This window comes from Moraxella cuniculi, from assembly GCF_900637105.1.
In the GTDB taxonomy this organism is placed as follows: domain Bacteria; phylum Pseudomonadota; class Gammaproteobacteria; order Pseudomonadales; family Moraxellaceae; genus Moraxella; species Moraxella cuniculi.
The window spans coordinates 204,636-230,842 of record NZ_LR134343.1; the positions used below are offsets into that span (position 1 = coordinate 204,636).

Genomic DNA, 26,207 nt, shown 5'->3' on the forward strand with positions numbered 1-26,207 from the left:
TAAGGGGCGAAAATTGATTTCGCCCACAGGATTGTTGTTTGATTATAACGACACAGTCGAATCAAATTTCATCAATCTGTCATAACGCTGCTGCAATAATACATCGGTTGGCAGCCCTGATAATTCTCCAAGCTGACTGGCAAGCAGCTGCTTTAATGCTGTCATGACCATCTCTGGTGCTTCGTGGGCAGGGCTAGGCTCTGGCACAACTTCATCTATCAAGCCAAGCTGGTGCAAATTGGTGGCGTTGAGCTTTAGTGCCTCTGAGGCATCGGCGGCTTTTTCGGCGGTTTTCCACAAAATAGACGCACAGCCTTCAGGTGAAATCACCGAATAAATGCTGTTTTGTAGCATATTTACCTTATCTGCCACACCGATTGCCAATGCTCCACCTGAACCGCCCTCGCCGATGACTGTGGCGATGATGGGGGTTTTTAGGCTACTAAATACCGCAATACTTTTGGCAATCGCTTCTGCCTGACCTCTTTCTTCTGCACCAACGCCAGGATATGCTCCCTGCGTATCAATAAAGGTCAATACAGGCAAACCAAAACGCTCCGCCATCTGCACCAAGCGAATCACCTTGCGATAGCCTTCAGGGTTTGCCATGCCAAAATTGTGAGCAATGCGTTCTCTGGTACTGCGTCCACGATGCTGACCGATGACCATCACCGCTTCGCCATCAAAGCGTGCCAAACCGCCGATAATCGCACGATCGTCAGCAAAAGCACGATCGCCGTGCAGCTCATCAAACTCTGTAAACAATGCCTCAACATAATCCAAAAACAACGGACGCTTTGCATGGCGTGCCAGTTGCACACTTTCCCAAACTTGACTCATATCACACTCTTAGTATTGTACAAATGTAAACTGACATTTAGTTTAGCACTTTTTTTAAATTCCGTCATCATTTTTACAAAAATTTTGGCACTTTCTTTATCGGTCGGTAGATGATGGCCATCTCATTTGGTACAAACCACGCTCAACGCCACACCCCATTTGGCAAACTGTGGTATGTCAAGTTCCAGCTGATTGGCAATCAGTTCCTCATGTAAACCTGCCCCAACCACAACCTGCCAAGCATCTGGGCTGCTGACGGTTAAATCAATCGCCGCCGCCTTGGTGGTGCGACTGTGGCTTGACTGTGCCGCCAAACGCAAAATCAAGCACAAATATGCCAATTTGCGACCGCCCAATGCCTCCACCGCTTGCAATGTGTCAGGTTTTAATTTGCGGCGATGGTGCAAAACCAGTTGTGCCATCATCGCCTGCCCCATTTGTGAAAAACCTGCAATGTCTGAATGCTCAAGCAGATAAGCACTGTGGCGTTGATAATTACTATGTCCAACCGCCAGTCCTATCTCATACAGATTGGCAGCACGGCGTAACAAATCAGCATCTTCGTCATCAAAGCCCAAATTGTCTTTTGCGGCATCAAACAACCGTGCCGCTCTGGTCATCACACGAGCTGCTTGCTTGGCATCAACCGAATAGCGTTCAGCCAACGCCGCCACACTGCGATCTCGCACATCTTCGCAGTTTAGCCGACCAAGCATATCGTACATCACCCCTTCACGCAATGCACCATCAGAATAACCCAACTCATCAATGCCCAATGTCTGCATGATGGCAATAAGCTCTGCCACGCCAGCAGGAAATACCGCCTGACGATGTGCTTTTACCCCTTCAAAATCAATTTTTTCAATTGAGCCGAGCTTGATTAGGTGTTTTTTGAGTTTTTGTAATCCAGCAAGCGTAACGGTCTCAGTGGACAAACCAAGCTCGGCAAGCACAGACCGTGCCGCCTTGATTGTGCCTGACGAGCCGATGGCATTATCCCAGCCGACTTTTTTGTAGCGTTTGGTGATGCCAAGCAGCTCGGTTTGTGTGTATTTTGCCGCTGCCTCAAACGCCGCCTCGGTGATTTTGCCATCATCAAAAAATTTTTTGGTATAAGTAACACAGCCCATTTGTAGGCTTTCCATCTCGATCGGCTCAAAACCCTGACCGATAATAAACTCTGTCGAGCCACCGCCAATATCAATCACCAGCCGTCTATCTGTACTGGCATTAGAATGCGACACGCCCAAATAAATCAACCGTGCCTCTTCACGCCCTGCGATGATTTCAATAGGCTTGGGCAAAATTTCGTTGGCTCGCTGGAGAAATTCTTGGGCATTGACCGCCTTACGCAACGCATTGGTCGCCACAATACGCAAACGGCTTGGGTGAACTTCGGTAATATGCTGAGAGAAGCGATTTAAGCACTCAAGTCCACGCACGATTGCCTCTTCGGACAAGACATTCTGCTCGTCCAAACCTGCCGCCAATTGCACCTTTTCAGAAATTGAGGCAACTTTTCGCACCTCGCCATGATCCAAGCGTGCAATCGCCAAATGAAAACTGTTCGAGCCCAAATCAATCGCTCCGAGTAGCTCATCACGACCGATGGCAGCGGCATTGGTGATGGCATTGGCGATTTTTTCGTGGCGATCGGTAGTGTCTATTGTTACGGTTTTCATGGCGGTTTCCAAAAATAAAATTATCAATACTGTAAAATAAAATCACCAAATTGTCTAGGAAAAATTGCCAAGCAGCACCGCCAATCCCGCTTTTTGGCATGGATTGAGTGCATTGATTTTGCCTTTTGTTGATGATAAATCGCAATCTGTATTTTGTACAAAAAACACCCAAACTCAACCAAACAATACACGCCAGCAATTATCTTGCATTGCTTTGCTTTTATAGTATCTGAAGCGTATAAGCATCATGTGTACATGTGGCAAAAGGAGATTGAATGAAATTCACCAATGGATGCAAATTGGCACTGTCTGCCCTTGTCTTAGCAACAAGCCATGCTTATGCCGAGCAATCATATCTTGAAAGCACCTATGGCATCAGTGCCGAAGAGGTACAGCTTCGCCTAGATTTGCAAGAGCAAGTCATTACCTTGTCAGAAAAACTCAATACAATATTTAGACTGCATAATATTATGCAGTCTTGGAGATTTTTATGAAAAAACAAATTACGGTTGCAATTGTTTCAATGCTGACTTTAACTGCGTGTTCAAATCCAGCCATCAACGAACCAAGTACTAAAGCCCGGCCAATCAAAAGTAGCGAAATGCAACAAGATCAAAATAAAAATCAAGACACTCAATCCATATTTTATTTAAATAGTGCCGATGTTTTACTAACAGATAATTTGCTGGCAGAACATAAACCACCAGCAAGTTTGATTGTGTACAACCAATGCCTATCCGTTCGATCTTTTCTTAGTGGCAAAACATATACTTTAGCCACGCCCAATGCCAATGAAATTTTATTTGATGACAATCAAAATGTTATCGGTTTATTAAACAAAAAATCAAAAAGAAGAATCTTAATCGGTGATGAAATTGTGCTTGATAGCACAAATACCGTTAATGCCAATGCTTCCACCAAACCTGTGCCAAAAGATTGCTCACAGGAGCTGCTGATTACCGCTGCGGTTGAATAAGATACCTACCGATATCAAAATACCACCCATCAGCTCAAAACTGGTCATCAAAACCGCTCGCCAACCAGCTGCTGCAAATCCTCAGGCAAATCTGCAGTAAACTGCTTGGTTTGTGTATCCATCGGCACAGCGATTTGCCATGCGTGCAAGCACAGTCTTCTTACGCCTTTTTGGGCAGCTGTCTGTGCTTGAGCTTGCTGTTGGTATTTGTCATCGCCCAGCAAGGCGTGTCCGATACTTGCCATGTGTACACGAATCTGGTGCGTGCGTCCTGTCAGAGGGCTTGCTTTGACAAGGCTTACCGCCATATCATCAAGCCAAAAAGTCGCCAAAACCTCTATCTTGGTCTGGGACGGCTTGCCCTGCTTATCCACCTTGACACGCCGCTCGCCATTTGCCAGCGTGTATTTTAGCAGCGGCTTGTCAATCATCTGTCCCTGCTCAACCACACCATGCACCAAGCACAGATATTGTTTTTGAATGGTTTTTTGGCGAAAATGCTCTTGTAGCATCTTGAGCATACTGCGTTTTTTGGCGATGAGCAATAGCCCTGAAGTATCTTTGTCAATGCGATGCACCAGCTCCAGATATTTTTTGCCCGTGGCGATACGCATCGCCTCAATCACGCCAAAGCTCTCGCCAGAACCGCCATGCACCGCCATGCCGTGCGGCTTATTTAGTACAATCAGTCCATCATCTTCGTAGACAATCCGTGCCAACAAGCCCTGTGCCAGCGTCTGACTGATGACAGGCTCTTTACTAACGCCCAACCTAAGCGGTGCTATGCGTACCACATCACCTGCACACAGTTTGTCATGAGCCTTGCAACGCTTGCCATTAATGCGAATCTCATCAGCACGAATCAATTTGTACAAATGCGAGCGTGGCAAGCCTTTAAGCCGTGCAAGCAAAAAATTATCAATCCGCTGACCATGCTGGTTATCCGTTACGCTCAAAAAATTCACCTGCGTAAAATCCCTGATGGCGGCATCGGCAGATTGTACCTGTGCTTGCTTGGTAGATTTTTTGTGATGAAACTTCCCTTGCTGACCACTCATTTGGGACGATTTTTGTGCAAAATGGGGGTGCGATGGTGCTTTTTGGCGTTTTTTTTGTAAATTTTTCATGGTTTTGACATTTTTTTGTAGGCGTTTGGCAAAAGTTTTGGTATAGTTTAGCATGTTGCGAGGTAATGTATCGGTGAATTTTGTATCAAGAGCAAAATTTTCACCAAAAAATGACAAATCCCTGACCGCAGTTTTATCAATTTTTGATCATAGATGACTTGATAATATTTAGAAAAGTTTATTATCTGGTTTAAAAATACCAAATAAACCAGACTTATTGGCAAACTTTCTAAATCCACTCGGCACATTTGTTCGCAACCACAACGAACGATTATTTGACACACCGAATATTTTGGTTGATGCAACTTCGGTATGAACCGTACAAGATTTGCCAGTCTGCCCAAAGGCAATTGGCACAAAAAATTTGGCAACGCTGGCTCAAAAGCACAAGACAGACTCTGCTTTTGCCAAGCAATCCCCAGCAATTGTCAAAATTTTGAGTTGTTAAACTGGTGCAAGCAGTTTGGCAGGTAATCCGCTTGGGCGGAAAATATTACAACTTGGCAAGATAATCTCTTGCCTCTGGCGTAATTTGACCGCCTGATAAATCTTTTGAAATACCGATGTTGCTCATTTGGGGCGATTTGCCCATTAAGGAACATCATGAAACGCATTTTAATCAACGCTACGCATAACGAAGAAATTCGTGTTGCTTTATGCAAAGACAATCATCTGTACGATTTTGACCTCGAAAATCGCACCCGTGAACAAAAAAAGGCCAATATTTATAAGGGTCATATCACCCGTGTTGAACCATCGCTTGAGGCGGCATTTGTTGAATACGGCTCGGCTCGCCAAGGCTTTTTGCCCCTGCGTGAGATTGCTGGAGAATATCTGCATGGCAATGTGCGTGAAGACAACATCAAACAACTCATCAAAGAAGGCGATGAGGTCATCGTCCAAGTAGAAAAAGAAGAGCGAGGCAACAAAGGGGCGGCTCTGTCTACTTATATCTCGCTGGCGGGTCGCTATCTGGTGCTGATGCCCAATAATGCCAAGGCGGGCGGTATCAGCCGTCAAATCTCTGGCAAAGTCCGTGAAGAGATGAAACAAATCATCGCAGGGCTAAACTTGCCCAAAGGCATGAGCGTCATCGTACGCACCGCAGGGCTGGGCAAAGGTGCCGAAGATCTGCAAAATGATCTGGATCATCTGCTTGACATCTGGAAATCAATTCAAGAACAAAACAAAACTCGCCCAAGCCCTTGCTTGGTTCATCAGGAAGCTGGCGTGGTTACTCGTGCCGTGCGTGATTATTTGCGTGATGATATTGGCGAGGTATGGATTGATAGCGAAAATGCCTACAACGAAGCGGCAAATTTCATCAGTGCAGTCATGCCAGCACAAATGAGCAAGTTACGCAAATACACAGATTACGAGCCAATGTTTGCTCGCTTTGGCATCGAACGCCAAATTGAGACCGCCTATCAGCGTGAAGTGCGTCTGCCTTCGGGTGGGTCTATCGTGATTGACCAAACCGAAGCATTGGTATCTATTGACATCAACTCCTCAAAATCCACCAAAGGCTCTGATGTTGCCGAAACCGCCTACCACACCAACCTAGAAGCCGCTGACGAAATCGCTCGCCAATTACGCTTAAGAGACATGGGTGGACTGATTGTCATTGACTTCATTGACATGAATGACCCACGCCACCAAAAGGAAGTCGAAAAACGCCTTGTAGACGCCACACGCCACGACCGTGCCAGAGTGCAGTTCGCCGAAATCAGCAAATTTGGTCTCATGCAGATGAGTCGCCAACGCCTACGCCCCAGCCTTGAGGAAGCGACAGGCTACATTTGCCCACGCTGCCATGGCAACGGCATGATTCGTGATTTGCGTTCATTGTCATTGTCCATCATGCGACAAATTGAACAAATCGCCCTAAAAGAACGCATGGGTGAAATTCAGGCAGAAGTGCCGACTGACATCGCCGCGTTCCTGCTGAACGAAAAGCGAGAAAGTTTGGTTTATCTTGAGCAAGACAGTGGCACACGCATTACCATCTTGCCACATGCTCATCTTGAAAGCCCAAACTTCAGCCTGCACTTTAATCCAGATGGCTTTGCACCATCAAGCTATGAACGCATTGCCGATACCGAAGAAAAAGAAAATATCGATCGTGGCTATGAGGTCAATTGGCAAACTGACAACGAAAAACAAGACAACAATCGTTGGCACAAACCTGCCAAAACTGCCAGCAAAACCACCGAACAGGTGCAACAGCCACAACAAACCCAAGCCGAACCACAAGCTGTGGCTTGGCTATCAAACCTATTCGCCCCAAAACCACAGGCACGCCTAGCAGGCAGTCTGGGCACAACCGATGCTGCCTTGGCAATCGAATCGCTGGTAAATGGTGGCAATGTCAGTCTGGGTGCCTCTGGGAACATCAATGCCCTTATCAGCAATGCTGTGGCACAGCCTGAGCAGCACAGCGAAGAAAAACGCCACAAAAAATCTCGCACTGCCAAAAAAAGCAGCGATGACGATGTGGTAGCAACCCCAGAAAAATCAGAAAAAAGAACCAAAAAAGACGCAACAAAGGACAAGGAATATCCTAAGCGAGAAGCAGGTGTACGCCGCGAATCTCGTGGCGAGATTGTCCGTGGCGAGGCTATTAAGCCATTTGACAAGGCAGAGCAGGCAGAAAAAAGCGAAAAAACCGCTCGCACCGACAAGCCAAAAGCCGATAAAACGCTACGCCAAAAGTCCACGAACCCCGATGATGTCATCATGCACATCAGCGGTAACGAAGCTGCCAAACCAGCCAGCCAAGTGGTTCATTTATCCCTTGATGGCAGCAAGGCAAAAACAACCAACAAGGCAACCAAGCCTCAAGCGGTGGCTGATGACAATGCTGTCAGCACAGCCAGCCAGTCGCAACCTGCATCTGTTGTCCAATCCGACACTGCCAGCGTGATTGCAGACGACAGCGACAAAAATTCAGTGGCAAGTCATGATAACCCACCAAGCAAGGCGACAGATGCACCTCTTCCTAATGTGGCTGCCATCAGCTCGGCATTGCTTGAGAAAATCACTGCTCTTGCCAAACAACAAAACAAAGCCCCCAATGATCCACGCGTGGTGGCACAAGCCATGCAGGCAACCGAACAGTCTATCACAGGCACTGCAGGTGAGTTCATCGCACGCACCCTAGGTCAGACTGCCAGCGGTGAGTTTATTGCAGACTTTGTTGCTGCTGTTGGCAAAGTACGCCGCTTAGATACGGCATTTGACTTTAGCAATTTTGGCTACCTACCACTGACAGCGGCAGCAAAAGCTCAATTCGATGAGCAAATCAACGCCACAGGGCATCTATCGGCAGCACAAGGCAAAACCACAGTTGAGCCACGACCTGTTGCACGCCGAGCCAGCAACGATCCACGAGGTCAGCACCCTGATTTTGTTGCCAAGAATGATCACTTGAGCGATGACGCTCCTGATATCGACAGTGCATTAGCCCCCATGGAGGCAGTGGCCAGCGTCAGCGAAACTGCCGAAGCACGCCTTGAGGCACTTGATGATACCGCCACTGGCGATTATCAAAATCAAGAAGAAACCAAGCCATCAGAGCTAATACACACAGCTGATGACAAGACAGCAGACGATGCCACGACTCTAGAAGCTACAAAAGGCGTGTCGATTGAGGCGGATAATAACGCCCCAACCACCCTGCTTGATGATGCGTTGGCTACTGCAACCAGCATTACCGAACAGCTTAGCGAAACGGTTGGCAAGGTCATCAGTGATACCATTGACGAAATTGGCAATATCGTATCAATGAGCGAGGACTTGTTTAGCCATCTTGATGAGCAAACCGACACGCAAGCTGCCGAGCATCAGCCCGATGAGCAAGCACCGCTTGACATCACCAACACAGCTGATAAAACAGCCAAAGATAGTACAACTGGCGAGTCCAAGACCACCAGCAAAAGCAAAAAAGGCAGTCAGGTTAAGCAGATTACCGCTGAGCAAAAATCGGAGAAAAAATCCAAAGCCGCCAGCTACAAAGACATGATCGAAAATGTCGCTGGTCAATTGCAACCACAGCTTGGTATCTTAAACCTGATGACAACCAAAACGCCAAAAACCCCAAAAGCACCCAAAGCTCGCACGCCCAGAAAGCCGAGCAAAAAGCCTAAGGTTGAGGTACGCAAAATCAGCAAAGCCAGCGAAACTGCTGACACAGCAGAAAGTGGCAATGAATAACGCTGGCTAGGACAATAAAGCACCACAAGCAGTTGTTTGTGGTGCTTTTATTATCATGGTTAAAGACCGGATTTATTTGCTGGTATAAACCCAACCTTAGCCAAATTACAGTCGTCCAGCAGCAAGTTCTGCTAAGCACGATTTTATTATTTATTAATATTAAAAATAATATTATCAAATCACTCAAGTCATACCGATGAAATGTTAAGCGGTTACGCCACCGATGGCAAGGTATTTGATTTGCAAATATTCATCAATGCCGTATTTTGAGCCCTCTCGCCCAAGCCCTGATTGCTTTACACCGCCAAAGGGGGCAGCTTCATTAGAAATCAGTCCAGTGTTAATGCCGACCATGCCGTATTCCAACTGTTCGCAGACACGAATAACACGGCTTAAATCCTTGCTATAAAAATACGCCGCCAAGCCAAAATCAGTATCATTGGCACGCTCAATCACTTCGCTCTCGTCAGCAAAACAAAACACAGGAGCGATTGGGGCAAAAATCTCTTCATGTGCCACACGCATCTTATGGGTTGCGTCCCGAATCACAGTTGGGGCAAAAAACAGCCCCTCATGGCCGCCACCACAGCAAATTTTACCGCCCTTGCTGGTTGCGTCTTGGAGCAATGATACGGCATTATCAAGTGCCTTGTTGTCTATCAATGGTCCAACATCCACACCTGCCGTCATGCCAGATCCCAGCACCAACTCGGCGACCGCTTGGGTGAATTTGGCAACAAATTGCTCATAAACGCCCGATTGTACATAAATGCGGTTGGCACACACGCAAGTCTGCCCAGCGTTGCGGTATTTGGCAGTCACTGCCCCTGCCACCGCTGCATCTATATCAGCATCATCAAACACAATAAAAGGTGCGTTACCACCAAGCTCCAGCGAGACTTTTTTGATGGTGCTGGCACATTTTTTCATCAATAATCGCCCAACCTCTGTTGAACCTGTAAAGCTAAACTTACGCACATCAATATCTTGGGTGAAGACATCACCGATGGACTCGGCATCGCCCGTGATGACATTAAACACGCCAGCAGGTATGCCAGCCTGCTCGGCAAGCACCGCCAATGCCAATGCCGAAAAAGGGGTCAGTGATGCAGGACGAATGACAAAAGTACAACCCGCTGCCAATGCTGGTGCGGCTTTGCGAGTTATCATGGCATTGGGAAAGTTCCATGGCGTGATGGCAGCACAAACACCAATCGGCTGCTTGATGGCAAGGACTCGCTTGTCCGTACTGGGTGCTGGTATGACATCGCCATAGACTCGCTTTGCCTCTTCGGCAAACCATTCAATATAGGACGCACCATAAGCAATCTCTGCACGAGATTCTGCCAAAGGCTTGCCCTGCTCAATGGTCAGGATAACTGCCAAATCTTCTTGGTGCTGCATAATCAGCTCAAACCATCGCCGCAATAGCTCGCCACGCTGCTTGGCTGCATAACCCTGCCAAGTCGCCAAGGCACGCTTGGCTGCCAAAATCGCACGCTGTGCCTCCGCCTTGCCCATATTTGGCACAGTGCCAATCAGCTCATCGGTAGCAGGATTATAAACAGCAATCTCGGCACGATTATCCGCTGCTTGCCACTTGCCATCAATATAGGCTTGGGTCTTTAACAAAAGCTGATTTATCTGCATAAATTTCTCCGCATTATTATTTATATTATCATCATTGTTATTTTAAATTTAAACTGCACCGAGTAAGTGGATAATTTTTGGCAGTTGCTACATGATGATATTTATCAAACAAGCCAAATATCCATCAGCTTGGTGATTTTTGGCACATTTATCAAGCCATTAACACCCACAGGCTTTAACATTGTAACAACCCTTGGCAAAATTGCAAAGCACAATCCGCCAAATCTTAAAGCAAAAAAACCGCCCTTGTTGTCTGTAACAAAAGCGGTTTTGTCTTTATGCACAAAAACAACAATCAATCGCCTTGATAGCCTTTTAATTTCAATCGTGCCTTGTGCAAAATCGGTTCGGTATAGCCTGCTGGCTGCACCGCCCCCTGAAAAATCAAATCCGCCGCTGCATTAAAAGCAATGTTATTGTCAAAATCTGCCGACATTGGGCGATAGGCAGGGTCGTGGGCATTTTGACTATCCACGACTTTTGCCATGCGTTTTAGCACCGTCCACACTTCATCTTCGCTAACGATGCCGTGTGCCAGCCAGTTGGCAATGTGCTGTGATGAAATGCGAAGCGTTGCACGGTCTTCCATCAAGCCAATGTTGTTAATATCAGGCACTTTGGAACAACCAACGCCCAAATCCACCCAACGCACCACATAGCCTAGGATACCTTGGCAGTTATTCTCAAGCTCTTTTTGCTTCTCTGCATCGCTCCAGTTGGTATCGGTTGCCAGCGGTATGGTGAGCAAATCATCAATGGACGGCACTTGGGCAGATTGCAAGGCCGCCTGACGCTCGGCAACACTGCACTTGTGATAATGAATGGCGTGAATGGTTGCACCAGACGGGCTTGGCACCCATGCACAGCTTGCTCCTGCTTGTGGGTGTTCAATCTTGGTGCGGTACATATCAGCAAGCTCATCAGGCTTTGGCCACATGCCTTTGCCGATTTGTGCCTTACCCCTTAGCCCTGCTTTTAGACCAATCATGACATTGCGGTTTTCATAAGCGGTGAACCATTTTTCAGACTTAATTTCACCCTTTGGCACAAACGCCCCTGCTTTCATGGCGGTATGAATCTCATCACCTGTGCGATCCATGAAGCCTGTATTGATAAAGATGGTGCGATTTTTGGCTTTTTCGATGCAGTTTTTTAGATTGGCAGAGGTGCGTTTTTCTTCGTCCATGATGCCTATTTTTATGCTGTTTTTCGGCAGTCTAAGCAGCTGTTCGCTACGGTCAAACAGCTCCACAGCGAACGCCACTTCTTCTGAGCCGTGCATTTTTGGCTTGACGATATACATCGAGCCTGTGCGAGAGTTACGCAGGGTATTTTTTCCCATAATGTCAATGGTTGAGAGCATGGGGCTAATCACACCGTCCATAATTCCCTCAAAAATCTCTTCGCCGTCTACCAAAATCGCAGGGTTCGTCATCAGATGGCCAACATTACGCAGCAGCAGCACCGAGCGGCCATGCAGGGTTTTGGTATCGCCATTTAAATCGGTAAAAGTACGGTCAGCATTTAGCGTGCGAGTGATGATTTTGCCATTTTTTTCCAAAGTCTCGCTAAGATCGCCCTTCATCAGCCCAAGCCAGTTGCGATAGCCTTCTACCTTTTCTTCGGCATCGACAGCAGCCACCGAATCTTCCAGGTCTTCAATGGTGGTAACTGCCGCTTCTAAAATCACATCTTTTACGCCAGCCTTATCATCTTTGCCAATCAAATGCTCACGGTCAATTTGGATAATGGTATGCAAGCCATTGTTTTTTAGGATAATTTCTGATGGATTATCAGGGCTGCCGTTGTAGCCTTGTAACTGCTTGGTGTTTTTTAGCGTGGTGGTTGTATTGCCAATTTGCACCGACAATTGACCGTTTGTGATGGCATAGCCAGTGGCATCAGCGTGCGAGCCTGTCATCAGCGGATAAGTCTCATCAAGGAAGTTTTTGGCAAATGCAATCACCTTTGCCCCACGCACAGGGTTATAGTCTTTGCCTTTTTCCGCCCCATTTTCTTCGTCAATCACATCAAAGCCATACAGTGCATCATAAAGCGAACCCCAACGAGCGTTGCCTGCATTTAGTGCATAGCGAGCATTACGCACAGGCACGACAAGCTGCGGCCCTGCGATGGTGGCAATCTCATCGTCCACATTGTCGGTGGTGATTGCAAAATCCGCCACTTCTGGCTCAAGATAGCCGATTTCGGTTAGGAAGGCTTTATACGCCCCAAGCTCATAGCTGTTGTTCTCATGCCAGTTGTCAATCTTCGCTTGTAGCTCATCACGGTAAGCAAGCAGGGCTTGGTTTTTTGGGGTCAAATCTTTGACAATCTGCTCAAACCCTGCCCAAAACTCATCGCTTGAGACATTTGCCAGTGGCAAGGCTTCATTTTCAATAAAATCATACAAAATCTTATCAATGGCAAAACTGCCCTTTTGAATGCGTTGTGTCGCCATGGTTTTATCCTTAAAAATCATTATCTAAAATCTAATCCAAAGCAAAACGGTGCTTTAACCCAAAAGTCAAAACACCGTTTGCAATTGCTGTTATCAGATTAACCAAGTGAATTGGTGCCAATGCTAGACAGGTGATAGGCACTGCAAGCAGTACAACAATCAAGCCTAACAACACAGCAGCCCAATTCACAAAGTGTTTAATCAGCCGCCAAATTGGTTCATGGTGTTCTTACTGGCATCTCCTGCTTTTAGGGCATTTTCACCAGAGAAAATCTCTTTATGGTCATCGCCGATATCGCTGCCTGCCATTGCTTGGTGCTTGACGCAAGCGATTCCACTACGGATTTCTTTTCGTTGTACACCAGCCACATAGGCAAGCATACCCTCATCACCAAAGTAACCTTTGACAAGTTCATGCGTGGACAAAGAGGCAGTGTGATAAGTCGGCAAGGTGATTAGATGATGAAATACGCCTGCCTCGCGAGCCGCGTCCGCTTGGAAAGTGCGGATTTTTTCGTCCGCATCACGAGCAAGCTCAGAGTCGTCATATTTAGCGTCCATCAGTTTATCACGCTCATAGCCTGATACATCTTTGCCCTCGGCAAGCCAGCGGTCGTATGCTTGCTGACGGAAGTTGATCGTCCAGTTGAATGATGGCGAATTGTTATACACCAGCTTGGCATCTGGCACTTGTTTTTTGATGTCATTCACAAAACTTGCAATCGCTGCCACATCAGGCGTTGGCGTCTCAATCCAAATCATGTCCGCACCGTTTTGGAGCGAAGTTACACAGTCTAGCACCACACGGTCATGCTGCGTGCCTGCACGGAATTGGTACAGCCCTGATGGCAGGCGTGTTGGGCGATGCAGTTTGCCATTACGCTTGATGAGAATTTCATCTTCTTTGGCTTCGGCGATGTCAATTTCGGTAGTGTCCAAATAACTGATGTATTTGCTCGCTAAGTCTCCAGCTTCACGGCTGACTGGGATTTTTTGGGTCAAATCCGCACCTTCTGAATCCGTGCGAGCAACAATCACGCCCTCATCTACGCCAAGCTCAAGGAAAGCATAACGCACGGCATTAATTTTTGCCAAAAAATCCTCGTGCGGCACAGTAACTTTGCCCGCTTGGTGTCCGCATTGCTTGGCATCTGATACTTGGTTTTCGATTTGGATTGCACACGCCCCTGCCTCAATCATTTGCTTGGTGAGCAGATAGGTCGCCTCTTCGTTGCCAAAACCTGCGTCAATATCAGCAATGATTGGCACAACATGGGTCTCAAAGTTATCAATCTGCGTCTCGATTTCTTTGACTTTGGCGGTATCGCCAGCAGCTTCGGCCTTTTGCATGGCACGGAACAAATCATTTAATTCTTTGGCATCTGCTTGGCGAAGGAATGTGTAGATTTCTTCAATCAATTTTGGCACGGCGGTTTTTTCGTGCATGGATTGGTCAGGCAACGGGCCAAATTCAGAGCGAAGAGCCGCCACCATCCAGCCTGATAAATAGATGTAGCGTTTGTTCGTTGTGCCGAAGTATTTTTTGTTGGCAATCATTTTTTGTTGGGCGATAAAGCCATGCCAACAGCCCAAAGACTGTGTGTATTTGCTGTTATCGGCATCGTACTGTGCCATATCACGCCGCATAATGGCAGCGGTATATCTGGCAATATCCAAACCTGTCTGAAAGCGATTTTGTACAATCATGCGTGCCGCATCTTCTGGACGAATGGCATTCCAAGTGCCGCCCAGCTTCTCCTTTACCTTGCGTACATGATCCAGTGCTGATTGATAGCTCATAACATACTCCTGTAATGATCACGGATAAACTTGCAAATACATCATCGCCAACCGACAATGATGTCGGGCAAAGACCTCGCACCGTTTTGCTGGGCTTTGCCGTTAAACACAGCATAACCAAATATGGGCGATTTATCCAATAGCTTGTACCAATATTCATTATTTTTTAAATAAATGGCTTTATATTTGCCATTAATTCATAAAATATATTATATAAATATTATTCAAGTTATTGATTTTATTAATATTATTTATTATTTTTTATAATATCAATAATTATATTTATTGACCAATTGCCGCTTGTGCATTGCCAAGGACGGTGTTAATTGTGGCTTTTTATGCTAAAATTGTACAACTGTATTTTTATGATTATGCCATCATGAGTGCCAATGTAGATTTTGATGATGCTGTTTTGCACGATTGTCCAGAGCTTGCCAAATTTTTATTCGCCACAGGCTCACTGACAAGTCTGCTTGAAAAACAAGCTGGCAGACGGCTTGTGGTGCAGGTGCTGTCCGAGGGCTTTGTGCCGCTTACTCATCATCAAAAAATCGCTCTCAACCTACCCATCAACAAAGCCCAGCTGGCATGGCAACGAAGCGTATTATTATACGGCTGTGATAAAGAGGCTTGGGTATGTGCCAGCAGTATTTTTCCGCTCAATGTCCTAAAAGGCAAGCTAAAACGGCTCAAACACTTAGGCAAAACACCCATTGGTCGTGTTTTATTTGCCAAACGCCAGCCGATGATTGAGCATCGCACATTTTATCATCACAAAAACCCTGCTCGCGATACCTGCTATCAGACCGAAGCGGGCAGATTGTTAATCTCGGAGCAGTTTTTGCCTGCTTTTATCAACCACCTAAAGCATACAGCCCAATAAAGCACTAACTTGAATTTTATTACCGCCAAGCTGAAATTCTATCAACAAACAAATTCGCACAATCGTAGTGTATCACCGCCAAAAATATGCTACACTAACGGCATAATTTTTGTAAACAACCCAAGCTAGGAATCATCATGTTTAAAGAACTCTCTATCCATCAATACGATCCAGAAATCGCCAGTCAAATCGATGCCGAAAGCCAGCGTCAAGAAGACCACATTGAGCTTATTGCTTCAGAAAACTACTGCTCGCCTGCTGTCATGGAAGCCCAAGGCTCATCGCTGACCAACAAATATGCCGAAGGCTACCCCGGCAAACGCTACTATGGCGGCTGTGAGCATGTTGATGTGATTGAGCAAATCGCCATTGACCGTGCCAAAGCATTGTTCGGTGCTGACTATGCCAATGTCCAGCCACATTCTGGCTCAAATGCTAACAGTGCGGTATTTTTGGCATTATTACAACCAAATGACACCGTGCTGGGCATGAGCTTGGCTCATGGCGGACATCTGACCCATGGTGCTACCGTGAACTTCTCAGGTCGCAACTATAATGCGGTGCAATACGGTCTGGATACCGAAACTGGCTTGATTGACTATGAAGAAGTGGCTCGCCTTGCCCGTGAACACAAGCCAAAAATGATTATTGCAGGTTTTTCGGCATACAGCCAAGTGGTTGATTGGCAAAAATTCCGTGAAATCGCCGATGAAGTCGGTGCATATCTGATGGTTGATATGGCACACATTGCAGGTTTGGTGGCTGCTGGCGTTTATCCAAGCCCTGTGCAAATTGCCGATGTTACCACAACCACCACGCACAAAACCCTACGAGGCCCTCGCTCGGGTCTAATCTTGGCAAAAGCCAACGAAGAAATCGAGAAAAAACTTGCCTCTGCTGTATTCCCTGGCAACCAAGGTGGCCCGCTCATGCACGCCATTGCCGCCAAGGCAGTCTGCTTCAAAGAAGCGATGAGCGATGAGTACAAAACCTATCAACAACAAGTGGTAAAAAATGCCAAAGCCATGGCAGAGGTGATCCAAAGTCGTGGCTATGAGATTGTCTCTGGCGGTACCGAGAACCATTTGATGCTCATCAGCCTAATCAAGCAAGGCATCACAGGCAAAGAAGCTGACAAATGGCTGGGCGATGCTCACATCACTGTCAATAAAAACGCTGTGCCAAACGACCCAAAATCACCATTTGTTACCTCAGGGATTCGTATTGGTACGCCAGCCATTACCACGCGTGGCTTTAGCGAAAGCGACTCTCGTGATTTGGCAGGTTGGATCTGCGATGTGCTGGACGCACGAGGCGATGAAGCGGTACTTGCTACCATTCGCCAAAAAGTTGCCGAAATCTGCAAAAAACTGCCCGTCTATGAACGCAACGCCTAATCAAGCCTGCACAAGTTATCCGAAAGCCTGTCTTTCGGATAACTTTTTTTGGGAGTACTGTTGATGGATTATCATCATTTGCACGCTTTGCACACACTTGCCGATGATTGCCCTTATGATTTTGGTGCAGACAGTCTGCCTGATAGCGATGGTTTTTTGGGCATTGGTGGCGATTTATCCACTGCCACCTTATTGCACGCCTATCGCTGCGGAGCATTTCCATGGTATTCGCCCAATGAGCCGATTTGCTGGTGGTCGCCTGATGTTCGCTGTGTCATCAGACCAAGCGACTTTCACCCAAGCAAATCATTACAACGCACCGCCAAGACCCAAACATGGTCCATCAGCAGCAATTTGGCCTTTTTGGCAGTTGTTGAAGCGTGTAGTCAGCCACGCCGAGATTCCGCCGAAAGCTGGATTGGCGATGACATAAAAGCCGCTTATAACCAGCTCAATCAGCTAGGGGCGGCAAGCAGCATAGAGGTATGGGCAGGCGTGCCACAGCACAGCGAGCTGATTGGCGGTCTGTATGGCGTGCATTTTGGGTCAATATTTTGTGGCGAGAGTATGTTTCATCGCAAGTCCGATGCCTCAAAAATCGCCTTTTGGGCGTTGATGCAACTGTCCAAGCAAGCAGGCATTGAGCTGATAGACTGCCAAGTTGTCAATAACCACCTGCTAAGCCTCGGTGCCAGCAAACTTGCCAAGGCAGATTTTCTCAAGGCATTGACAACGCTGGTGCATAGACCCAGTGGCAATCTACAAACAACCAAGGGCTTTGGCAGCCACAACCTGATGCCTTAATCAATAAGTCTTGAGATTGGTAAGGTTGTCAGCAGGCTTAGAGGCTTGGCAAAGATAGTGTTGTATTTTGCCAAAATCAGCACACAAAATTGGCAACAAAACCTTTAAGGCTGGACTGCATGGCAGTAAAACAAAATCCGACAGGCTGCCAAGGTGTTATTTTATTTAAAAAATTAGCAATAATAAATATACAGTCAAGTTTTTTATCAATTTATAAAACAAAGCTACAATTTAACTTAACAGCCATCTTGACCGCTTTTTTTCCATGCTACCAACTGCTCAATCAAATCAATCAGTGCTGCTCGCTCGCTAGGCTCAAGCTCGGCAATGGCATTCATAACACGCCTTGCCTCATCGTTAATTGTTGGATTGGCATTTGTCAAAAAATCTGTCGTCTCACAGTTGAATAATAATGCAAACTCTGACAGTCGCTTGATTGTCGGCATAATCCCTCCACGCTCCATTCTAGAAATCGCATCATTACTAATACCGATATGCTCTGCCACTTGTGCTTGAGTATATCCTGCCAGCTGGCGTTTGCTTGCTATTGCCTTGCCGATCGACTTACTTAAGTTCTTATCTGTTCTTTGTGTCATATCGCCCTCACTTTTCATGTCTAGTGTAGGCATTTAATGCTTGAAGTACAGATTGTTTAAGTTATATAATATAACTTTAAGTTCTTATAGGTCGGTATTTGCGTGCCAAATCTAAATTTTAGACTTAGTCTAGCATAATTTTGAACCAACACCCATATCGCCAAAAATTGCTGCGTCATGATAAGACGCACCCTGCAAGCAAGCTACTATCTTTCTGGATAAAATTTTGTTACCTTATACAAAACGGTTTATTTGAATGATTTTTTATGAGTGCATCACAACAAAGTATTATCGTTCGCCAATGGCACATTATCCAATTCTTGCTAAGAAGTAGCGGTTATGTCTCAACCAATGACATCAAATCCTATCTGGACACCAAGCAGATTCCTGCCGAGATACGCACCATTCAGCGTGATATGGCTACGCTTGCAACTGCCCTACCTCTAGAATGCCGCAAAGATGACAAGCCATACAGCTGGCGTTGGCAGCGGCTTGAGAATGTTGAGCGTGTCGATCTTAGCCTGTCTGAGATGCTGGTTTTTCATCAGGTTGATACCCAATTAAGGGGCGTGTTGCCTGCTGATTTAATGGAGCGTCTAGAGCCGTTATTGTCTCGCTCACGGCTGACTTTGGCAATGATAGGACAGGACTTGGATATGCACCTAAACACAGACAGCACGGACACTCCGAGCGGTCAATCAATCAAGAAAAAAGGCACACAAGGATTCATCGACCCCTACACCTCTCCAGCGGGCATACTGTACAAATGGTTGCGTCAGATGAAGTCGCACCTTCGCCGTACCCAAACGGACAAAATCACGCCGCGTATCTTGTTCGAACAACTGCCACACTGGCGAACATTGGTTAGCACCGAAGATTTGCAGAATCTCGAAACCGAACTGCTCAATATCGGACTGCACCCACTTTCTCAGGAAATCCATCAGACACTCAAAAAATCCAACAACCCAACAAACTAACTAGGAATGTATCATGAAATTTTACAAACAACAAATTCTTAGCGATCACTGGTCGCAGATAATGGACATCGCCGAGCGTTATGAGGCAAACCAAGCCCTACAGCGTTATAAACCACAGGTGGATAACTTCATCATGCGTGTGCCGCTGGTAGGGGTGTTCAGTGCTGGCAAATCAACTCTGCTAAACCGCTTACTTGGCGACAAACTGCTGGCTACCGACATCGACCCCAGAACCTCCATCGCCACCGAACTACATTATGGCACCGAAGAGCGGTTCATTGGGCATTTGGCAGATGGCACGACCATCTCACTGTCTCGTGATGATGTATCAAATGAGAACATCGACCGCATCACGCCACACAATACAGCCGATAAACAAGGCTGGCTATCTGCATATCTGCCATCGCCAGTGCTGGAGCAGTTTCCTCATGTTTGCTTGGTGGATTTGCCAGGGCTGGACTCAAACCTTGTCAGCCACAATCAGATGATTGACCACTATGTTCAACGCAGCCTAGCTTATTGTATCGTTGTCTCTATCGAAGATGGTGAGCTAAAAGCCTCGACACAGGATTTCTTACAGGCTCTCAGAATCAACGCCATGCCAGTGATTCTGATTATCACCAAAAGCGACAGAAAACCTGATGACGAAGTCGCCGCCATCAGTGCCAAAATCACCCAATCCATCACCAATCTTTTGGGGCGTGAGCCGCTAAAAGTCGCGGCAGTGTCAGCTCGCAAAGGCATCAATCTTGACGAAATCATCGAGGCATTGGCTCTGGTAGAAAGCCAAGCCGAGCTGCGGTTTGATGAAGTGGTGGCAAATCCGATTGTCTCAGAGCTACAGTTTTTGGTACAGAATCTGGACAAGCGGATTAATACAGAGAATTTGACCGTCGCTCAACTGCTCCATGACAAGGCAGAACTGCAAGAAAGCCTTAGCCAGTTTCGTGCAAATCTAAACAAAGAAATTCGAGAGCTAGAATCACAATCAGCCAAGATCGCCAACCGAATCAGCGAAAATGTCAAAAGCAGCCTAAGCTCCCAACTGGACACCCTAGCCCACCATCTTGTCAATGGACAAGACATCAGTCGCATGGTTGAGAATAATGTGCGTCTTACCATCAGCCAAGGTATCCAGAGCCAGCTTTTGCCCATCATCAATGCCCATGTAGGACACATTCAGGACTCCATACCCAATGCCCTAAATGTACAAAACCCTGATATCAGCCTGAATAACCAAAGCCAAGATAATTTTAGCTTTGGTGATTTGCTCAGTACGCTAAGCCCTATTTTGGCATTAATAAAAATCCACCCTGTGGCACGCATTGTGTCATTGTTACCAACCATTGTAGGCTTGCTGGACGGCTTGCTCTCTATAGGCAAAAAAGAACAGCTCAAAGAACAACAGCTGCAATTGGCACGCGAAAAGATACTGTACGAAGTCATTCCTAATGTGCAGACGCAGGCACAAAGCAGCTTAAACGAAATCATCGGTGAGAATATCCGAGCAGTAAAAGCACAGATTGAGCTACAGATACAAGAACGCAACGACCAGATTGACGCTCAGCTGTCTCGCATTCAGGCGGATATTCAGCTAAGCCAAGCCGAGCAAGAAGCACGCAGACAGGGCTACCAAGCAGACCAGACTGTCTTACAAAATTTATTAGCAAATCTAACATCAACACCCAACCTTAAGGAACAAGCTCAATGAACGACCAAAATTTTGATGTTGCAGCTCGTTATGACTTTCTTTGTCGAGCTCTGACCAAAGATAGCGACGCAGACACGCTTGCTTATCACGCCGATGAACAGCTCAACAAGCTAAATCACCACATCAATCACGACCTTGTGGCACTTGCTCGCCAAGACTCGCCTGATGGCTTTACGGACATTCTAAAAAATCTCAACAGCGAGTTGATACGCTTGCGTGAGTTTTGTGAATTTCCTGATTTGGCAACCAAGGCAGTGGTTGCTGTCGGTGGCAGGTTCAGTGCGGGCAAATCAAGCTTTTTAAACACACTACTTGGCAAAAAACAACTGGTCGTGGAGATTGACCCAACAACTTCCCTGCCCACCTATCTCCTAAAAGGCGATAGCGACAACATCATCGCAATCAACCTGTTTCATAACAAAATCTCGCTGAGCCATGATGAGTTTTTGAGCCTGACGCATGACGAAAAGGACAAATACGGCAGCCAAGTCGGCAGCGTGCTGTCAGCCATCTTTATCAGTGATGGTCAATTCCCATGGCAAAACCTTGCCCTGCTGGACACACCGGGCTACACCAAGCCTGATGAAGCACTCAACAATCAGCGTACAGATGAGGACATCGCTCGCCTACAGCTTAACGCCGCCAACTTTATCATTTGGTTGGTATCGGCAGAAGATGGCGTGATAAAAGAGGACGATCTGGCATTCTTGTCAGGGCTAAATGCCACTATCCCAAAACTTGTGCTGATAAACAAGGCGGACAAAAAGACCCCTGAAGAAGTCGAGCAAATCACCACACTCACCAAACAAACCCTAAAAGGACATGGCATCAATGTGATCGATGTACTGCCTGTCTCACGCAAAAAACAAGACTACCCACTAGATGCCGTCATGGGATATTTTGACCAGTGGAATCAGACAGCCACCGAGCCGAGATTTGCCAAGAATTTTGCCAAGCAATTCGATAGTTATCAGCAGCACCTTGAGTCAGCCATCGAGAAGCACAGCAAACAACTCTCCCTAGCCAATCAGATGATAGCCATCAGTGATGATGGCGAGATGGACACGATAGCAACAACCATCAAAAACGACATCGCAAGACAAATCACCGACTGGCAAACCACCCTAGCACAGCTTGAGCAACTAAAACAAGAATTTTTTGCCACTTTTAACCAGCTTGCTATGGATTTTGGAATGCAAACCAACAACCCATCTATAGAGCAAAAAAGCAATTCAGCAAACCTCCTCACCGCCACTGAAGCTATTCAAAATATGGATATCCAGTCCAGAAAACAAATCGCCAGCAGTGAGTCGCTGTCTGACGAGCAACAAATCGCCCTTGCCAAAGACTACTCCATCGTGGTACATCGAGCATTGGCAAGCAATCCAAAGCTATGCGAGGAGGCACAGATGTTGTTGCTAGAACAAAAAAAGCCAGACCCAATAATCTTGAAGGCACTTTGCAACAACCCCTCTTTGGCAAAAACAGCCTTTTCAGTGCTTGAAAGCAAGTTGAAAAAGGCAGGCAGAAATAGTTTGATTTCCATGCTTTATGCCAGCTATCCTTTTGATGAAGCAGAGCAAGCTAAGATTATTGCCAATGCCAGCAACCAATCACAACTCCGAGCTCTTGCCAAAAACCCCAAGCTAACCAATAAAAATCAAGCCTTATTTAACGAGAAATCAGAATCTAAAATCCCTTCTATGTCTCTGTTTGGTGGCTACAACACCTCAACTAAATATACATATAATGAAGAAGTTCGTACATGCTTGGCAGAGAATCCTTCATTAGCCAAAGAACTACAGCGAGAGCTTAGCAAAGATAAATTAGAAGTATTATACGCTCTAGCAAAAAATCCAAATCTTGACAAGCAGTTGCAATCTAATCTGGCAAAAAATAGCGGTTGGCGGGTTGCACAGAACCTTGCCTGCAACAAAAATATTTCTGAAGATACTCAAAATATGTTGCTGAATAAGCAAGATCCTAATTTTTACTCAATGGATATCGTGGAGAGTGTGAGCAGGCGGCAGGAACACGAAGCAATAAAAACCAATACCTTTAAATCTTTGGCTGTAAATCAAGCAATCGCCCCAATGGTGCAAATGAAACTTGCCAAAATGGACAGCACTGAAATTAAGCAGGCTCTAGCCTCTTTAACAACACTGCATAGACGAGCACAGCTTATCCTGATAGACGATAGCGAAATCGATGTCCGTGCCACGATGGCTGAGAATGTTATGATCTGTAGCGAGATTGAAGATAGGTTACTGGCAGATGAGGTGGAAGTTAAAAAAAGCTTGGCAAAAAATAAACACCTTAACCTAAAGCTACAGACCGCACTGGCTAATGAGAGTGATAATATCCCACGGATACTGGCAGCCAATGAGTATCTACTGGAAGAAGTGCAACTGCTGCTGTGCCAGTCAGAAGACCAGAAGGTCAGAGATCAACTTGCCAAAAATCTCACCATCACCCCAAGCAGTCAGCTGGTGCTTGTCAATGATGAATACAAAAACAGCAAAGAACTATTGGCAGAAAATATCAATATCATCGAAGAGGTGCAACTGATACTTGCCAATGACGAAGACAGCGACATCAGAGCCAAATTGGCAAGTAATATCGGCATCGCCCTATCAGCCCAAAAGATACTGGCAAATGGTCTTGATACCGATGTCATCGACAATCTGCTTGCCAACCCAAGCCTTGCCGATGAAGCCAGAGCAATCATACTGGACTAATATGCACAGTTAAGGAACTCCGATGGACACACAAACACATCAACACAGGCTACAGACACTGGTAACAAGCCTTGCCCCATGGCAGGACAGTCTCTGTGATGAGATAAGCCAGCTAAAACAGCTACAAAAGGCGTTCGCAGACAAGCTAGACCGCTTATCCCAAGACGAGCAAACCCTCAACATCGCCATCATGGGGCAGGTCAAAGCAGGTAAGAGCAGTTTTTTGAATGCCTTATTGTTTGACGGCAAGCCGATATTGCCCGAAGCCGCCACCCCAAAAACCGCCAATCTGACACGGATTGGCTATGCTGACACGCCCACTCTGGAGGTGGAGTTTTTTGGCGAAAAAGAGTGGCAAAGTGTCGTAGCACTGGCAAAAACTGACGGCACGCACAGCGAGATAAAAGTCGCCAAAGAACAGCTGGCGATGGTACAGGCAGCAGGGATAGACCCTATCGCCGTACTACAACAGGGTAGCTACCGCAAGCAAAGCGACAATATCGATGAAATCATGCTGGTGCTAAACGACTATGCAGGCAATGATGGCAAATACACCGCCCTTGTCAAGATGATACGCCTATACCTACCGATTGCCGAGCTGGCTGGCTATAATATCATCGACACCCCCGGCATGAATGACCCTGTCATCAGTCGCACCCAACGCACCAAAGAGGAGATGGCAAATAGCGACGTGGTGTTTTTTCTCTCTCGTGCCAGTAATTTTTTGGACGCGTCAGATGCCGAGCTATTGACCAGTCAATTGCCAGAAGCAGGTGTCAAGCGTCTGGTACTGGTGGCAGGACAATATGATTCGGCAATCGACCAAGACGGCTACGACAGAGAAAGCCTCGCCGACACTGAGGCGAACCTCACCAAGCGAATCATCAATCGTGCCAAAACAGACATCGGCAGAATCGCCGAACAAAAACACCGTGCAGGACAGCATACCGTTGCCGAGCTGCTACAGGCAATGGGCGAACCGATTCTCTCCAGCACCTATGCACATGGCTTTGCCAACTGGTCGCCTGACAACTGGGGCAAGGGCATGGCTCACGCCCATCAGTCTCTGACAGAGCTGGCAAGAGACGAATGGCAATACGAGTTCAGCCAAGCCGATTGGGTGCGTATCAGCGGCTTTGAGGCACTAAAAAACGCCTACGAACAAGCACGCCAAGACAAAATAGCCATCATCGAAAGCCAAAAGGCAGGATTATTGCCTGAGGCACAGCAAAACTTAAGCGAATGGCTAAAACGCCTAACAGAGCAGCTAAGCACTCGGATTGCAACGCTCCAAAACAGCGACATCACTTCGCTGAACCAAAAGCAGTCCGAATACGAGGGCAAAGTACAAAGCATCGCCTCCAAGCTTGAGGCGGTAATATCTGCGACAATCGATCAGGCTCGCACCCAGCAACAAGAGATTGTCCAGTCGTTAAAACAAGACATGGCAAGCCACAGCCAAATCAGCACGCATACAGGCACAAGAATCAGAGAGGAATCTTATGAGGTCAGTGTTGCAAAATGGTACAACCCATTTTCATGGGGTAAAAAGGAGACTCGTTATCGCACTTATACCCAGAGCTACGAATACATCTCCGCCAGCGATGCAGTGGAGAATCTTACCAATTATGCCCATGGCTGTATCAGCGATCTTGAGTTGGCATTTGGTCAATTGGTCAATGAACGCACCATCAAGCTGCAATTACGCAAAGCCTTGTTTGAGGTCGTAAGCAGTACTGATGGCGATTTTGACGCCAGACAATTTCGCAATCTCATTGATCAAAGCATCGATCGTCTGAACCTGCCAAGTCTACGCCTATCACTGGGCGATGTCGGCAGCGAAATCAGCAGTCAATTCCAAGGTGAGGTAACGAGCTACAGCGAGCAAGCAGCACTAAAAAGACAGCTTGAACAATCGCTAACGGAAGTGTACCGAGCGGTCTGCCGAGAGTTTGACAGTGCGACAAATCAGGTCATCAAACAGCTAAACCACACAAAGGACAACCTTGCCAATCAGCTGACAGATGACATCACCCGAGAGATAGAGCAGCTCAAGACCGACCTGCAGGACAAGCAGGAGGTATTGGCAGGCTACGAAAAATTGCTTTGGCAGTTGCAAGAGTATCAAGCCAGCTAAATCAAACCATCCACATCTGCCACCGATTGCACGGCTTTCGGTGGCAATTTACACCCTTTCGTATCAACGACAAATTGCCCAACCGAGCAAATTCGCCATTTGCTAGATTTATGACACCATCGTCCAAATCATCTAAGTTCCGCTACAGATAAATGATGGTTATCAGCCCAGCATGCTTTTTGCCAATCAAATAGCCCAAATAAATGCAAGGCACAA

Annotated in this window: 17 protein-coding genes; 10 read left to right on the forward strand and 7 right to left on the reverse strand. The window is 46.6% G+C overall.

The genetic code is table 11. The annotated features are described in order from the left end of the window. Window positions 1–42: 42 nt before the first annotated feature. Both EL162_RS01050 and ppx read right to left on the reverse strand, forming a co-directional pair. Window positions 43–840: an acetyl-CoA carboxylase carboxyltransferase subunit alpha gene (locus EL162_RS01050; RefSeq protein ID WP_076554964.1), complete on the reverse strand. Its 798-nt coding sequence runs from the start codon at window positions 838–840 to the stop codon at window positions 43–45. A gap of 122 nt (window positions 841–962) precedes the next feature. Beyond that, window positions 963–2,522 (reverse strand): exopolyphosphatase, encoded by a 1,560-nt coding sequence (gene ppx, locus EL162_RS01055; protein ID WP_126329462.1) that lies wholly within the window; start codon window positions 2,520–2,522, stop codon window positions 963–965. Between the two features lie 275 nt (window positions 2,523–2,797). Here ppx and EL162_RS01060 point away from each other — a divergent pair, with 275 nt between their 5' ends. Both EL162_RS01060 and EL162_RS01065 read left to right on the forward strand, forming a co-directional pair. After that, a complete protein-coding gene (locus tag EL162_RS01060; protein ID WP_126329464.1) occupies window positions 2,798–3,016 on the forward strand; it encodes a hypothetical protein in 219 nt (72 codons plus the stop codon). Beyond that, window positions 3,013–3,498: a hypothetical protein gene (locus EL162_RS01065; protein WP_126329466.1), complete on the forward strand. Its 486-nt coding sequence runs from the start codon at window positions 3,013–3,015 to the stop codon at window positions 3,496–3,498. Before EL162_RS01060 ends, EL162_RS01065 begins: the two co-directional genes overlap by 4 nt. A gap of 47 nt (window positions 3,499–3,545) precedes the next feature. Here the strand turns inward: EL162_RS01065 and EL162_RS01070 are convergent, their stop codons facing one another. After that, window positions 3,546–4,679 (reverse strand): RluA family pseudouridine synthase, encoded by a 1,134-nt coding sequence (locus EL162_RS01070; RefSeq protein ID WP_126329468.1) that lies wholly within the window; start codon window positions 4,677–4,679, stop codon window positions 3,546–3,548. 549 nt (window positions 4,680–5,228) lie between these two features. On the opposite strand from EL162_RS01070, the gene EL162_RS01075 reads away from it, so the two are divergent. Next, on the forward strand, window positions 5,229–8,837 hold the full coding sequence (locus tag EL162_RS01075; protein WP_126329470.1) for an Rne/Rng family ribonuclease: 3,609 nt from the start codon (window positions 5,229–5,231) through the stop codon (window positions 8,835–8,837). A 204-nt stretch (window positions 8,838–9,041) separates the two neighbouring features. Here the strand turns inward: EL162_RS01075 and EL162_RS01080 are convergent, their stop codons facing one another. The 3 genes from EL162_RS01080 to EL162_RS01090 form a co-directional block, all read right to left on the reverse strand. Further along, window positions 9,042–10,487, reverse strand: coding sequence for an NAD-dependent succinate-semialdehyde dehydrogenase (locus tag EL162_RS01080; RefSeq protein ID WP_126329472.1), 1,446 nt, complete (start codon window positions 10,485–10,487; stop codon window positions 9,042–9,044). Between the two features lie 295 nt (window positions 10,488–10,782). Next, window positions 10,783–12,948, reverse strand: coding sequence for a malate synthase G (locus EL162_RS01085; RefSeq protein WP_126329474.1), 2,166 nt, complete (start codon window positions 12,946–12,948; stop codon window positions 10,783–10,785). A 201-nt stretch (window positions 12,949–13,149) separates the two neighbouring features. Continuing rightward, entirely contained in the window at window positions 13,150–14,748 is a 1,599-nt protein-coding gene (locus EL162_RS01090; RefSeq protein ID WP_126329476.1) for an isocitrate lyase, read from the reverse strand. Between the two features lie 328 nt (window positions 14,749–15,076). Here EL162_RS01090 and EL162_RS01095 point away from each other — a divergent pair, with 328 nt between their 5' ends. The 3 genes from EL162_RS01095 to aat all read left to right on the forward strand — a co-directional run bounded on the left by EL162_RS01095 (window position 15,077) and on the right by aat (window position 17,832). Beyond that, the gene (locus EL162_RS01095; RefSeq protein ID WP_126329478.1) at window positions 15,077–15,631 is read left to right on the forward strand and encodes a chorismate--pyruvate lyase family protein; all 555 of its coding nucleotides are present in this window, start codon (window positions 15,077–15,079) and stop codon (window positions 15,629–15,631) included. A gap of 137 nt (window positions 15,632–15,768) precedes the next feature. Then, a complete protein-coding gene (gene glyA / locus EL162_RS01100) occupies window positions 15,769–17,028 on the forward strand; it encodes a serine hydroxymethyltransferase (protein ID WP_126329480.1) in 1,260 nt (419 codons plus the stop codon). Window positions 17,029–17,091: 63 nt separating this feature from the next. Further along, a complete protein-coding gene (gene aat, locus EL162_RS01105; protein WP_126331627.1) occupies window positions 17,092–17,832 on the forward strand; it encodes a leucyl/phenylalanyl-tRNA--protein transferase in 741 nt (246 codons plus the stop codon). A gap of 236 nt (window positions 17,833–18,068) precedes the next feature. Here the strand turns inward: aat and EL162_RS01110 are convergent, their stop codons facing one another. Next, complete coding sequence (locus tag EL162_RS01110; protein ID WP_076555670.1) at window positions 18,069–18,428, reverse strand: helix-turn-helix domain-containing protein; 360 nt, start codon at window positions 18,426–18,428, stop codon at window positions 18,069–18,071. 266 nt (window positions 18,429–18,694) lie between these two features. Here EL162_RS01110 and EL162_RS01115 point away from each other — a divergent pair, with 266 nt between their 5' ends. Genes EL162_RS01115 through EL162_RS01130 form a run of 4 tightly spaced genes read left to right on the forward strand, consistent with a single transcriptional unit; the run spans window position 18,695 to window position 25,991 of the window. Further along, window positions 18,695–19,405 carry a hypothetical protein gene (locus tag EL162_RS01115; protein ID WP_126329482.1) on the forward strand — a complete coding sequence of 237 codons (711 nt, stop codon included), beginning with the start codon at window positions 18,695–18,697 and terminating at the stop codon, window positions 19,403–19,405. A 13-nt stretch (window positions 19,406–19,418) separates the two neighbouring features. Beyond that, entirely contained in the window at window positions 19,419–21,116 is a 1,698-nt protein-coding gene (locus tag EL162_RS01120) for a dynamin family protein (protein WP_126329484.1), read from the forward strand. Next, window positions 21,113–23,854, forward strand: a complete 2,742-nt coding sequence (locus EL162_RS01125) for a dynamin family protein (protein ID WP_126329486.1) — start codon at window positions 21,113–21,115, stop codon at window positions 23,852–23,854. The genes EL162_RS01120 and EL162_RS01125 overlap by 4 nt, the downstream gene beginning before the upstream one ends. 22 nt (window positions 23,855–23,876) lie before the next feature. Next, window positions 23,877–25,991, forward strand: a complete 2,115-nt coding sequence (locus EL162_RS01130) for a dynamin family protein (RefSeq protein ID WP_126329488.1) — start codon at window positions 23,877–23,879, stop codon at window positions 25,989–25,991. Window positions 25,992–26,207 lie beyond the last annotated feature (216 nt).